The organism is Haemophilus parainfluenzae, assembly GCF_900450995.1.
GTDB classification, from domain to species: domain Bacteria; phylum Pseudomonadota; class Gammaproteobacteria; order Enterobacterales; family Pasteurellaceae; genus Haemophilus_D; species Haemophilus_D parainfluenzae_O.
The window spans coordinates 1,373,191-1,386,870 of record NZ_UGHY01000002.1; the positions used below are offsets into that span (position 1 = coordinate 1,373,191).

Annotated in this window: 9 protein-coding genes and 3 pseudogenes; 11 read left to right on the plus strand and 1 reads right to left on the minus strand. The window is 40.4% G+C overall.

Annotated features, from left to right (window positions below):
• Positions 1-37: 37 nt before the first annotated feature.
• The 3 genes from pflB to DX522_RS06970 all read left to right on the plus strand — a co-directional run bounded on the left by pflB (position 38) and on the right by DX522_RS06970 (position 3,778).
• Entirely contained in the window at positions 38-2,350 is a 2,313-nt protein-coding gene (pflB, locus tag DX522_RS06960; RefSeq protein ID WP_262054188.1) for a formate C-acetyltransferase, read from the plus strand.
• A 129-nt stretch (positions 2,351-2,479) separates the two neighbouring features.
• The gene (gene pflA, locus DX522_RS06965) at positions 2,480-3,220 is read left to right on the plus strand and encodes a pyruvate formate lyase 1-activating protein (RefSeq protein WP_115180272.1); all 741 of its coding nucleotides are present in this window, start codon (positions 2,480-2,482) and stop codon (positions 3,218-3,220) included.
• 54 nt (positions 3,221-3,274) lie between these two features.
• Positions 3,275-3,778 carry a surface-adhesin E family protein gene (locus DX522_RS06970; protein WP_054420262.1) on the plus strand — a complete coding sequence of 168 codons (504 nt, stop codon included), beginning with the start codon at positions 3,275-3,277 and terminating at the stop codon, positions 3,776-3,778.
• A 121-nt stretch (positions 3,779-3,899) separates the two neighbouring features.
• On the opposite strand, the gene efp is transcribed toward DX522_RS06970, so the two are convergent.
• Positions 3,900-4,466 carry an elongation factor P gene (gene efp / locus DX522_RS06975; RefSeq protein ID WP_005695259.1) on the minus strand — a complete coding sequence of 189 codons (567 nt, stop codon included), beginning with the start codon at positions 4,464-4,466 and terminating at the stop codon, positions 3,900-3,902.
• Positions 4,467-4,502: 36 nt separating this feature from the next.
• Between efp and epmB the strand changes: the two are divergent.
• The 8 genes and pseudogenes from epmB (at position 4,503) to DX522_RS07015 (ending at position 13,679) form a co-directional block, all read left to right on the plus strand.
• Positions 4,503-5,518, plus strand: a pseudogene (epmB, locus tag DX522_RS06980) (EF-P beta-lysylation protein EpmB).
• A 74-nt stretch (positions 5,519-5,592) separates the two neighbouring features.
• On the plus strand, positions 5,593-6,981 hold the full coding sequence (gene oapA / locus DX522_RS06985; protein WP_115180273.1) for an opacity-associated protein OapA: 1,389 nt from the start codon (positions 5,593-5,595) through the stop codon (positions 6,979-6,981).
• Between the two features lie 105 nt (positions 6,982-7,086).
• A complete protein-coding gene (locus DX522_RS06990; protein WP_115180274.1) occupies positions 7,087-7,494 on the plus strand; it encodes an MliC family protein in 408 nt (135 codons plus the stop codon).
• Positions 7,495-7,501: 7 nt separating this feature from the next.
• Positions 7,502-8,206, plus strand: coding sequence for a DNA repair protein RecO (recO, locus tag DX522_RS06995; RefSeq protein ID WP_115180275.1), 705 nt, complete (start codon positions 7,502-7,504; stop codon positions 8,204-8,206).
• 36 nt (positions 8,207-8,242) lie between these two features.
• The gene (gene rlmD / locus DX522_RS07000; protein WP_115180276.1) at positions 8,243-9,553 is read left to right on the plus strand and encodes a 23S rRNA (uracil(1939)-C(5))-methyltransferase RlmD; all 1,311 of its coding nucleotides are present in this window, start codon (positions 8,243-8,245) and stop codon (positions 9,551-9,553) included.
• Between the two features lie 101 nt (positions 9,554-9,654).
• A pseudogene (gene relA / locus DX522_RS07005) lies at positions 9,655-11,903 on the plus strand (GTP diphosphokinase).
• A gap of 20 nt (positions 11,904-11,923) precedes the next feature.
• Entirely contained in the window at positions 11,924-12,280 is a 357-nt protein-coding gene (locus DX522_RS07010; protein ID WP_049374693.1) for a diacylglycerol kinase, read from the plus strand.
• Positions 12,281-12,424: 144 nt separating this feature from the next.
• Positions 12,425-13,679, plus strand: a pseudogene (locus DX522_RS07015) (GntP family permease).
• The last annotated feature ends 1 nt before the right edge of the window (position 13,680 follow it).

The following is a 13,680-nucleotide window of genomic DNA, read 5'->3' on the forward strand; positions in this document are numbered from 1 at the left end:
AAGACTTATTTTTTATCAATTAAAAAAGGAAATGACTATGTCAGAACTTAATGAAGCACAAAAAGTTGCGTGGGCAGGGTTCGTTGCCGGTGATTGGCAAGAAAACGTCAACGTGCGTGATTTTATTCAAAAGAACTACACCCCGTATGAAGGTGATGATTCTTTCTTAGCAGGTCCAACCGAAGCGACAACAAAACTTTGGGAAACCGTAATGGAAGGAATTAAAGTTGAAAACCGCACACATGCGCCATTAGACTTTGACGAACATACGCCTTCAACGATTACTTCTCACGCACCAGGTTATATCAATAAAGACTTAGAGAAAATCGTAGGTCTTCAAACTGATGCTCCATTAAAACGTGCCATTATGCCATTTGGTGGTATTAAAATGGTGGAAGGTTCATGTAAAGTTTACGGTCGTGAATTAAATCCTGAAGTGAAAAAAATCTTCACTGAATACCGTAAAACACATAACCAAGGTGTATTCGATGTTTATACGCCAGATATTTTACGTTGCCGTAAATCAGGTGTATTAACCGGTCTTCCAGATGCTTACGGTCGTGGCCGTATTATCGGTGACTACCGTCGTGTAGCACTTTACGGTGTAGACTTCTTAATGAAAGATAAATACGCACAATTCTCTTCTTTACAAAAAGACTTAGAAGATGGCGTAAATCTTGAAGCAACTATCCGTTTACGTGAAGAAATCGCAGAACAACACCGTGCATTAGGCCAAATGAAACAAATGGCAGCAAGCTACGGTTACGATATTTCTAACCCTGCAACTAATGCTAAAGAAGCAATTCAATGGATGTACTTTGCTTACTTAGCAGCAATCAAATCACAAAACGGTGCAGCGATGTCATTTGGTCGTACTGCAACCTTTATCGATATCTATATCGAACGTGATTTAAAAGCGGGTAAAATTACTGAAACTGAAGCGCAAGAATTAGTTGACCACTTAGTCATGAAACTTCGTATGGTTCGTTTCTTACGTACACCTGAATACGATCAATTATTCTCTGGTGACCCAATGTGGGCAACTGAAACCATCGCAGGTATGGGTTTAGATGGCCGTACATTAGTAACCAAAAATACATTCCGTATTTTACACACTCTTTACAACATGGGTACTTCTCCAGAACCAAACTTAACGATTCTTTGGTCTGAACAATTACCTGAAAACTTCAAACGTTTCTGTGCGAAAGTATCGATTGATACCTCATCTGTTCAATACGAAAACGATGATTTAATGCGTCCAGACTTCAACAATGATGACTATGCAATCGCATGTTGTGTATCACCAATGGTTGTTGGTAAACAAATGCAATTCTTCGGTGCTCGTGCAAACTTAGCGAAAACATTGTTATACGCAATCAACGGCGGTATCGATGAAAAATTAGGTATGCAAGTAGGTCCGAAAACTGCACCAATCACTGATGAAGTGTTAGATTTCGACACCGTAATGACTCGTATGGACAGCTTTATGGATTGGTTGGCAAAACAATATGTGACAGCCTTAAACATCATCCACTACATGCACGATAAATATTCATACGAAGCAGCATTAATGGCATTACATGATCGTGATGTATACCGTACTATGGCTTGTGGTATCGCAGGTCTTTCTGTTGCGGCAGACTCACTTTCTGCAATTAAATATGCGAAAGTTAAACCTGTTCGTGGCGACATCAAAGATAAAGATGGCAATGTTGTAGCAAGCAACGTAGCGATCGACTTCGAAATCGAAGGTGAATATCCACAATATGGTAATAATGACAACCGTGTAGATGATATCGCTTGTGATTTAGTTGAACGTTTCATGAAGAAAATTCAAAAACTTAAAACTTACCGCAATGCTGTGCCTACACAGTCTGTATTAACCATTACTTCTAACGTGGTTTATGGTAAGAAAACAGGTAACACTCCAGATGGTCGTCGTGCAGGCGCGCCATTCGGACCTGGTGCAAACCCAATGCATGGTCGTGACCAAAAAGGTGCGGTAGCATCATTAACTTCTGTAGCTAAACTTCCATTTGCTTACGCGAAAGATGGTATTTCTTATACCTTCTCAATCGTACCAAATGCGTTAGGTAAAGATCCAGAAGCACAACGTCGCAACCTTGCGGGCTTAATGGATGGTTACTTCCACCACGAAGCGGAAGTAGAAGGTGGTCAACACTTAAATGTGAACGTGTTAAACCGTGAAATGTTATTAGATGCAATGGAAAATCCGGATAAATATCCGCAATTAACCATTCGTGTATCTGGTTACGCAGTACGTTTCAACTCTTTAACTAAAGAGCAACAACAAGACGTCGTCACTCGTACATTCACAGAATCGTTCTAAAACACGATAAAATTTAACCGCACTTTAGCGGGAACATAAAAATTATGAGCCTGATTTAAGTCAGGCTCATTTTTTATAGACGATATTTTTGGTAAAATTTAGCTATATTCATTTTTTGGAAATTTATGTATGTCTGTTTTAGGAAGAATTCATTCTTTTGAATCCTGTGGCACCGTGGATGGCCCGGGGATTCGCTTTATTTTATTTATGCAAGGCTGTTTAATGCGTTGCAAATATTGTCACAACCGTGATACTTGGGATCTTGAAGGTGGTCGCGAAATCAGTGTTGAAGAGCTCATGAAAGAAGTGGTGAGTTATCGCCATTTTATGAATGCGACCGGTGGTGGTGTAACAGCATCAGGTGGTGAGGCCATTCTTCAAGCTGAGTTTGTACGAGATTGGTTCCGAGCTTGTAAAGCAGAAGGCATTAATACTTGTTTAGATACTAATGGGTTTGTACGTCATTATGATCACATTATTGATGAACTAATCGATGTAACCGATCTTGTGTTGCTTGATTTAAAAGAACTGAACGATCAAGTGCACCAAAACCTGATTGGTGTACCAAATAAACGGACGCTTGAGTTTGCGAAATATCTGCAAAAACGTAATCAGCGAACCTGGATTCGTTATGTCGTGGTACCCGGTTATACAGATAGCGACCATGATATTCATTTATTAGGGCAATTTATTGAAGGTATGACCAATATTGAAAAAGTCGAACTTCTTCCTTATCATCGATTAGGCGCCCACAAATGGAAAACCCTTGGGTTTGACTATGAACTCGAAGATGTATTGCCTCCGACAAAAGAGTCGCTTGAGCATATCAAAAATATCTTAGAGGGATACGGACATACCGTAAAATACTAGGCGATAGTGTCAAACGGTAAACAGCAAGCTTCAGTAAGCTTTAAGGAGAGAAAAATGAAAAAATTGGCATTAACGTTTTTAGGTGTAGCCCTTTTAGCAGGCTGTTCAGCTGTTCAACCGCCACTTCCTCAAGAAGAGGTGAAACTAAGCCCACCTTCTAAAGATAGAGTGGGTTATGTTCGATTGGTAAAAGATAAAAATTACTACATTGATGCTGATTCTATTTGGGTCGATAACCAAGATTTAAACCAAGTGCATTTTGATGCGGTAGTGAATTTGGATAAAGGCTTATATGTGTATCCAAACGAAACTAGACGTTATGCACGTTCTGTTCGCCAATATAAAATCTTAAACTGTAAGAACTACCATTTAACCCAAGTTCGTACCGATTTTTATGATGATTTCTGGGGTGAAGGTTTGCGTGCTGCACCGAAAAAACAAGAGAAATACACAATCAGCTTGAAGCCTAATACAACGCTTTATGCGGCGGCACAAATCATTTGTGTGAACTCAGATAGAAAACCTTCTTTAGAATTAGAAGGCTCAAAAGCGAAATAATCAATCAAAGTGCGGTTAGAAATAACCGCATTTTTTATCTCTATGAAACTAATGAGCAGGCAATAAAAAACGGCCAATATTTATCAAATATTGACCGATCTTTTTATCTCTCAATGAAAGATTATTTCACACGAGAAACGTATTCGCCTGAACGAGTATCAACTTTGATTACTTCGCCGATTTGAACGAAAAGAGGTACTTTCACCACTGCACCAGTGCTTAATGTTGCAGGTTTACCACCTGTACCCGCAGTATCACCTTTAAGACCTGGGTCGGTATCGATGATTTCTAATTCTACGAAGTTTGGTGGGGTAACAGTAATTGGCGCACCGTTCCATAAAGTCACGATACAATCTGCTTGGTCTAATAACCATTTTTCAGCATCACCTACTGCTTTTGCATCAGCAGAGTATTGTTCAAATGTTTCTGGGTGCATGAAGTACCAGAATGCATCATCTTTGTATGAATAAGTCAGGTTAAGATCCATAACATCAGCAGCTTCAACCGAAGTACCAGATTTGAAGTTTACATCTAATACTTTGCCTGAAATTAATTTACGAATACGAGTACGAGTAAAAGCTTGGCCTTTACCTGGTTTAACGAATTCGTTTTCAACGATCACACAAGGCTCACCGTCTTGCATAAATTTTAGACCTGGTTTGAAATCACTGGTAGTATATGTAGCCATATTAAAAATATCCTAAAAAATAGAGATTGTTTGAAAGTGCGTATTTTAACCCGAAATATTGCGATTAGAGAAGAACAAAATTGGTTAGAAACCCTAAAAAATGCGATTTCTGATCCGAAAATCTTATTAAAAACCTTAAATTTGCCCGTTGAAGATTTTGCCGAGGACATCGCTGCTCGTAAACTTTTTGCTATGAGAGTGCCTTTGCCTTTTGTTGAAAAAATGGAAAAAGGGAACCCTAAAGACCCACTTTTTTTGCAAGTGATGACGGCTCAACAAGAATTTATTGAAGCGGAGGGTTTTGGCCAAGATCCTTTAGATGAGCAGCAAAAAAATGCCGTGCCTAATATTCTGCATAAATACCAAAATCGCTTGCTATTCATGGCAAAAGGGGGCTGTGCAGTCAATTGTCGTTATTGCTTCCGTCGTCATTTTCCTTATGATCAAAACCCAGGCAATAAAACCAGTTGGCAACAAGCAATAGACTATATTGCCGTACATTCTGAAATCGAAGAAGTGATTTTTTCAGGCGGCGATCCGATGATGACGAAGGATAGTGAATGGGTGTGGCTATTAGAACGCCTTGAAAAAATACCGCACTTACAACGTTTACGTATTCACTCTCGTTTACCTGTCGTGATTCCAGAGCGCATTACGGATGAATTTTGTGATTTATTGCTAAAAAGCCCATTACAAGCAGTGTTTGTGACACATATCAATCATCCAAATGAAATTGATGAAGAACTTGCTTTCGCTATGCAAAAACTGGCAGGCGCTAAGGTCACGTTACTCAATCAATCAGTCCTTTTAAAGGATGTGAATGATAACCCACATACATTAAAAGCATTGAGCGATAAGCTGTTTCAATCGGGAATCCTGCCTTATTACTTGCATTTGTTGGATAAAGTGCAGGGGCAAGTCATTTCTATATTTCAGATGAGAAAGCGTTACAAATTTATAAAGAATTGCAGGCGATCACTTCTGGCTATTTAGTGCCCAAATTAGCACGAGAAATCGGTGGCGAGCCAAATAAGACTTTATACACAGCTTAAGATCCGATAAAATACGATTCAATTTTTCACCGCACTTTTGTGCGATCTTTAGTTTAGCAAATCGAGGTAATACCGTGGATAATAAAAATCAACCTAACGACAATTCATCTCAAAATGAATTAGATTTAGGATTTAATCACTCTGACTCTGTGATACCAAGAAAACCAGTTCAACAAAGTGGCTCAATTTTTGATAAAGCCAAAGGTTTATTTGGTAAAAAAGAACAGGCAGATACACAATTCCATGTTCGTCGCGAACCAACTTTTGGTGCGGCAGCAAGCCAACCTTTTTCACCTTCTCAAGCATTCCAAAGTGAAACTACTGAACAGTCAGTGCAATCAAATGCTTTCGGCTCTCAAGAGTCTGTTGAAAATGTTCAAGTAGAAAACGTAGCGGAAGAAAAAGTGATGTTTGAAAATTCACCTGCAGAAGAGATTGTGGAAGAAGTGACGACTCAAGCAGAAACAGTTGCACCAACAGCCGCCACAGCAGCAAGTTTGAAATCACCTGAAAAATGGAAGGTTCTACAAATGTTACCAGAAAAACATCGCCGTTTATTTATTGCTATTTTGGGGTTAGTGGTATTACTGATCATTTTCTTCACCCTAAAACCAAATTCAGATACGGTAGAGTCTTTTGAACAACAAAACAGTAATGAAATTCCAGTTCAATTCCAATCATTGGATCAGTCTCAACCAGTTGAAACTACAGTATTAGATAATAATACTACGGCTCCAGCAACAACAGAACAAACAGCAAATGACGCTAAATCAGATACACCTCCAGCAATGGAATATGTAGGTGATAAAGCAGATGCTGCTAAATCACAACCTGCAGAGCCTGCACAACAAACTGTTACTCAACAGCCGGCCACTCAACCTGCGCCAGTTCAACCAGTTGTTGCTCCTGCACCAGTTAAAGAACCAGTGAAAACAGTACAACCCACTGTAGAAAAACATACCGCAACAGTTGAGCATAAAGCAGAACCTCGTCGTGAACAGACACCTGTGGTTCAAGAGAAAAAACAACCTAAACCTGTAGCTGAAAAAGTGACAGCTCAACCGACTCAAACCGTGAAAAAAGAGTCAAGCAAAATTCAAGAAGCGAAACCAGTTGATACTAAAGACAGTAAGGTTCAAATTGTGGAAGCGAAATCCGCAACCAACAAGACTGTGAAAGCTGCAGAACCAGTAGCTCAAACAGCTTCAACCGGTGCAACAAAAACATTAACTGTGCCTCAAGGTGTTTCACTGATGCAAGTATTCCGTGATAATAAATTGAATATTTCAGATGTGAATGCGATGACAAAAGCAAGCGGTGCTGGTAGTGCATTAAGCAGCTTTAAGCCTGGTGACAAAGTACAGGTTTCAGTGAATAGTCAAGGTCGAGTGAGTGAGCTTCGTTTATCAAATGGTGGCAAGTTCATTCGTCAAGCTGATGGTTCATACCAATATATAAAATAATCTTTAGTGGGCGAGCAATCGCCCATTTTTCTAGCTGAGATTGTTTATCCTTGCTCATTTTATAAAGTGAGCAATCATAAACAAACCTTGATGGAAATAGGATTCATGTTAAAAAAAATAAGCGTAATTTTGACCGCACTTTGGCTTTCCGCATGCTCGCAGAGTGTTGAGTTCAATAAAGCCACACCACAGAAAATGAAAGTGCAAACCGTTGATAAAAAATCCCAAAAGGGTTTAACAACCGTTTATTTGTGCAAAGACAATAAAGAAGTGAGTGTGGTTCATACCAAGCAAAAACAGAAAAGTAAAAAAACACTTAGTCAGGTCACGGTAACCTATAATGATGTGACAGAAAAACTGACGCGTGTGATTTCTGAACGTGGTAGAAATTATGCGAATATTCGTTGGTATTGGCAGGAGCGCGATGACTTCAGTCGATTACAAACTAGCGTAGGTGAGGTGCTCGCAGAACACTGTGTGAAACAACCAAGTGAATTAAAATCAGGCAAATAATTCTTGTATGGATCTCCAACGCGGCTTTGTATTGCATCGTCGTCCTTATAGTGAAACTAGCCTTTTAGTGGATTTATTCACTGAAGAAACAGGCCGTTTAACTGTTATTGCAAAAGGCGCACGCGCGAAGCGTTCTGCGTGGAAATCTGTCTTACAGCCTTTTACCCCATTACTTCTGCGTTGGTCAGGGAAAGGCGCATTAAAAACACTCACCAAAGCTGAACCGGCCGCGATTACATTACCTTTGCAGCAAACGGCTTTATACAGCGGGTTTTATGTTAATGAATTGATTACGCGTGTCATCGAGCCAGAAACGGCCAATCCACAGCTTTTTCAGCATTATCTACAATGCTTGACAGGCTTAGCAACTCAGCCACAGGTTGAACCTACATTACGCTTATTTGAATTTCATCTACTTAAAATTTTAGGTTATGGCATTGATTTTCTGCATTGTGCTGGATCAGGTTTGCCAGTGGATGAGTCAATGACTTACCAATATCGTTCGGAAAAGGGTTTTATCACCTCGTTAGTAAAAGATAACTTGACCTTTTATGGTCGAGACTTACTCGCCTTTGAGCGTTTGGAATTTACCAATGAGGCAGTCTTGCAAGCGGCAAAACGTTTTACTCGCATTGCGCTTAAACCTTATTTAGGTGATAAGCCGCTGAAAAGCCGAGAATTATTTACGCAAAATGTACTTTATTTAAAATAATCCCTTTCTTTGATACAAATAGATTAAAACATCATCATGGCTTTACTTTACGCTCCACAAAAAAAACAGAAAACCACGCAAAGAATCGTCGCAGAAATTCAGGATTTAGATTATCAAGGATTAGGTGTCGCCAAAATTCAAGGTAAAACTTGGTTCATTGAAAATGCTTTGCCAACGGAAAAAGTAGAAGCGGTAGTGACCGATGAAAAACGTCAATATGGATTAGCCACTGCTCAAAAATGGCTACGAGAGAATAATCAGCGTGTTGAGCCTCAATGTACTTATTATGGCCGTTGTGGTGGATGCCAAGGCCAGCATATTCCTGTAGAAATGCAGCGTAAAGCGAAAGAAAAGGCTCTTTTTTCTCGTTTAAGTAAACTACAAGCAGAGTCTATTCAATTAATGTCCATGATTTGTGGTGACCAATGGGCTTATCGTCGTCGTGTACGATTAAGCTTGCTGTGGAATGCCAAAAACAAAACCGTTGAAATGGGATTTCGTCAGAAAAACTCCAATCAGTTAGTGAGCATTCAGAAATGCTTAGTCGTAGAGCCTGTGATTAATCATCTTATCCCCAAATTGACCGCACTTTGGGCGCAATATTCAGCCCCGAAACAATTAGGGCATATTGAATTGGTTTCTGCTGAGAATGGCGTCGCTATGTTGTTACGCTATAAAGGAAATCTAGCCGAAACTGACCGCACTTTGTTGCTTGAGTTTGCTCGTGTAAATGCCGTCAATTTGTTCCTGCAAGATGATCAAGGTATCCAACTTGTGCATGGTGAAATGCCTTATTATACGTTAGACGATATTCATTTATCTTTTGATATCCGCGATTTTATTCAAGTGAATACCCACTTAAATCAACAAATGGTTGAGACTGCTTTAGATTGGTTTAATTTGAATCAGGATGATCATGTCTTAGATTTATTTTGTGGTATGGGCAATTTCACGTTGCCTTTAGCCAAACGCGTGAAAAGTGCGGTTGGAATTGAAGGTGTTTTTGACATGGTTCAAAAAGCCCAATTGAATGCACAGTTTAACCACATTGAGAATGTTGAATTTTATCAAGCCGATTTAGACCAAGCTTTTTCAGAACAACCTTGGGCAAAACAACATTTCAATAAAATTCTTCTCGATCCGCCTCGCAGTGGCGCTGCTTTTGCACTGAATGCGTTATGTGAGCTCGGTGCAGAAAGCATTCTTTACGTATCTTGCAACCCTGCAACCTTAGTACGAGATGCTGAGATTCTCCGCTCTTTCGGTTATTGTATCATCAAAACTGCCATGATTGATATGTTCCCGCATACCAGCCATTTGGAGTCGGTGACATTATTTATCAAATAAGGTGTAAATTCTGATAGAATAATCGGACTTTTTTGTTGTCTTAAAAAGACAACTCGGCAGACAGGATGTTGCCGAGCCATATTCATCAACAAGGGGGTATTATGGTTGCAGTTCGTGGTTCTCACTTATCAAATCCACATGATTTTGTGATCGAACAGTGGTGTTCGAGCCTTAAACTTGCTGCCCCTGCAGAAAAGTCTTTGATTGATGCATGGTATTATGCTCAAGCCAAAATAGCTGAACATGCCGATCAAATGGAGAATGCAATCCTCACATTGCAATCTGGTGTGGAAATGGTGGAAATTCTGCATGAAATGAATATGGACAGCGAAAGCTTACTCACCGCGATGCTATTCCCCTTAGTAGCAAATAAAATTGTCGATTGGGAGCAAATTCAGGAACATTTTGGCCCTAAAATCACCAAACTGCTTAAAGGTGTAGAGGAGATGGATAATATCCGTCAGCTCAACGCCAGTCATTCAGCCAATGCATCTCAAGTGGATAATGTGCGTCGTATGCTCCTCGCGATGGTGGACGATTTCCGCTGTGTGATCATCAAACTTGCCGAACGTATTACCTTTCTTCGCGATGCGGAAAATCATTTTTGCGAAGAGGAAAAAGTGTTAGCAGCCAAAGAATGTTCCAATATTTATGCCCCGTTGGCAAACCGTTTAGGTATCGGTCAATTGAAATGGGAGCTTGAAGATTACTGTTTCCGCTATTTGCACCCAGAACAATATCGAAATATTGCCAAATTATTACATGAGCGCCGCTTAGATCGTGAGCGGTATATTGCGGATTTCGTCACAGAATTAATTGGTTATTTAAAAGAAAATATTGATCAGGTTGAGGTTTATGGTCGCCCAAAACACATCTATAGTATTTGGCGAAAAATGCAAAAGAAACACTTGGAATTCAGTGGTTTATATGATGTAAGAGCTGTCAGGATTATTGTGCAAAAATTGCAAGATTGTTATACCGCGCTTGGTATCGTACATACACATTTCAAACATTTACCAAAAGAATTTGATGACTATGTCGCCAATCCGAAACCGAATGGCTATCAATCCATTCATACTGTGGTGTTGGGCAAAGGTGGTAAGCCGATTGAAGTGCAAATTCGTACCCAGCAAATGCATGATGATGCCGAACTTGGTGTAGCCGCACACTGGAAATACAAAGAAGGGACGACCGGTAGCCTTTCTGCTTACGAAGAAAAAATCACCTGGTTGCGTAAATTACTTGCATGGCAAGATGATATTGCGGATTCTGGCGAAGTGATGGCCGAATTGCGTAGCCAAGTCTTTGATGACCGAGTATATGTGTTTACGCCGAAAGGTGAGGTAGTAGACTTACCAGCTGGTTCTACACCGCTTGATTTTGCTTATGCGATCCACAGTGAAATTGGTCACCGTTGTATTGGGGCGAAAGTTGGTGGACGTATCGTACCATTCACTTATCACCTACAAATGGGTGAGCAAGTGGATATTATCACGCAGAAAAATCCAAACCCAAGCCGAGATTGGGTCAACCCTAACTTAGGCTTTACTCATACCTCAAAAGCGCGCGCCAAAATCCAAGCGTGGTTTAAGAAACAAGATCGTGATAAAAATGTTCCAGCGGGTAAAGAGCAGTTAGATAATGAACTTGCTCGTTTGAATATCAGTTTGAAACAGGTTGAGCAGCTAGCCTTGCCGCGTTATAACTTAAGAAACCTCGAAGATTTATACGCCGGTATTGGTAGTGGGGATATCCGTTTAAATCAGTTGATGAATTTCTTACAAAGCCGATTAATTAAAGTGACGGCTGAAGAAGCGGATCAAGAAATTCTCCGTCATGTGGCGAGTAAAAGTGCAAATACTGCACAGCAAAAGGCGCAGCAGAAAGCCGAACAACAACAGAATAACGGTTATGTCATTGTTGAAGGGGTCGGTAATTTAATGCACCATATGGCGCGTTGTTGTCAGCCGATTCCTGGTGATGCCATTGCAGGCTACATTACGATGGGACGAGGTATCTCAATTCATCGTTGCGATTGTGAACAGTTCATTGAATTGCAAGCTGCCCATCCTGAACGCGTGGTGGAAGCCCTTTGGGGGATAATTACGCGGCTGGTTTCCATATTAATATTCGAATCGTAGCGAGTGATCGTAATGGTTTATTACGAGATATTACGACTGTGCTGGCTAATGAAAAAGTCAGTGTTCTAGGTGTTTCAAGCCGTGCGGATACCAAAAAACAAGTGGCAACGATGGATATGGAAATTGAACTGAAAAATGTCGAAAGTTTAAGTAAAATACTGGCCAGATTAGCGAAGTTAGACGACGTTATCGAAGCAAAACGTTTATAGATTACAACATAGGAACTTTTATGTATAAAACCACGGGATTAACCCATTTAATTAACTCCACAAAATATTCTTTACAAGGTTTAAAGAGTGCATTCAAAAATGAAACTGCATTTCGCCACGAATGTTTTCTTGCGTGCATTTTGATTCCGCTCGCATTTTTGTTAGGTGACACTAAAATTGAAATTGCCTTGATGATTTCATCGGTTTTACTCGTGATGGCAGTGGAGCTGTTAAATAGTGCAGTTGAAGCGGTGGTAGATCGTATCGGTACAGAACGCCACGAGCTTTCAGGAAGAGCTAAAGACCAAGGCTCAGCAGCGGTATTCATCGCCCTTTGCATTGTTGTCGTGGTTTGGGGAAGTATTTTATTTTTCTAAAGTGCGGTCAATTTTCAGTAACAATTTCGGCTTATGTGTTTTACATAAGCCGTTTTTGTAGGTGAGAGCGGGCAAAATTTTATTCCTCTGTTTTTGTGTATCTGATATAAATAAGAAAGATCATTTAAACAGGAGGACTCTATCATGACAACAGTCTCAGCTTTAGGTGCGTTAATGGCGCTACTTGTTGCTATTTTCCTTATTTTGAAAAAAGTTTCACCAGCCTATGGGATGTTACTCGGGCTTTGGTGGGGGATTAGTCGGTGGTGCGGATTTATCTCAAACTGTGAGTCTCATGATCGGTGGGGCTCAAGGTATCACTACCGCAGTCATGCGGATTCTCGCGGCAGGTGTATTAGCCGGAGTACTGATTGAATCCGGTGCGGCGAATACCATTGCTGAAACTATTACAAACAAGTTAGGTGAAACCAGAGCATTATTGGCTTTAGCGTTGGCTACATTAATTTTAACCGCTGTTGGTGTATTTATTGATGTTGCCGTGATTACGGTCTCTCCAATTGCCTTAGCACTTGCTCGTCGTACTGACTTATCAAAACCCGCTATTCTCTTAGCAATGATTGGTGGAGGAAAAGCCGGAAACTTAATGTCACCCAATCCTAATGCAATCGCGGCAGCAGATACGTTCCATCTTCCTTTAACGTCAGTGATGATGGCAGGAATTGTTCCTGCTATTTGGGGCTTAATATTGACGTATTTCTTAGCAAAACGTTTAAGAAATAAAGGTTCGCGTGTTTCAGCCCAAGAAGTTGTCGTAGTCGAAACACAGAATTTACCCTCATTTTTGACCGCACTTATGGCACCTTTGGTTGCCATTTTCTTATTGGCACTTCGTCCGTTAGCTGATATTAAGGTAGACCCTTTAATCGCTTTACCACTTGGTGGTCTCATTGGCGCACTCTGTATGGGGAAGCTTCGTCAAGCCAATAACTATGCAATTAGTGGTTTAGGCAAAATGGCCCCAGTGGCGATTATGCTACTTGGTACGGGGGCTTTAGCCGGTATTATTGCTAATTCCGGTATGAAAGATGTGCTCATTGAAGGCTTAAAACATTCGGGCTTACCTTCTTATATCCTAGCACCAATTTCAGGTGCGTTAATGTCTCTTGCAACGGCATCAACAACAGCAGGTACAGCGGTTGCTTCGAATGTGTTTAGTTCAACGCTATTAGAGTTGGGGGTGAGTAGTCTAGCCGGTGCCGCAATGATTCATGCGGGGGCGACAGTTTTCGACCATATGCCACATGGTTCTTTCTTCCATGCAACTGGCGGTAGCGTGAATATGGATATGAAAGAACGCTTAAAATTGATTCCTTATGAAAGTGCCGTGGGTTTGATTATGACCATTGTGTCCACTTTAATTTTTGGTGTATTTAATTAGC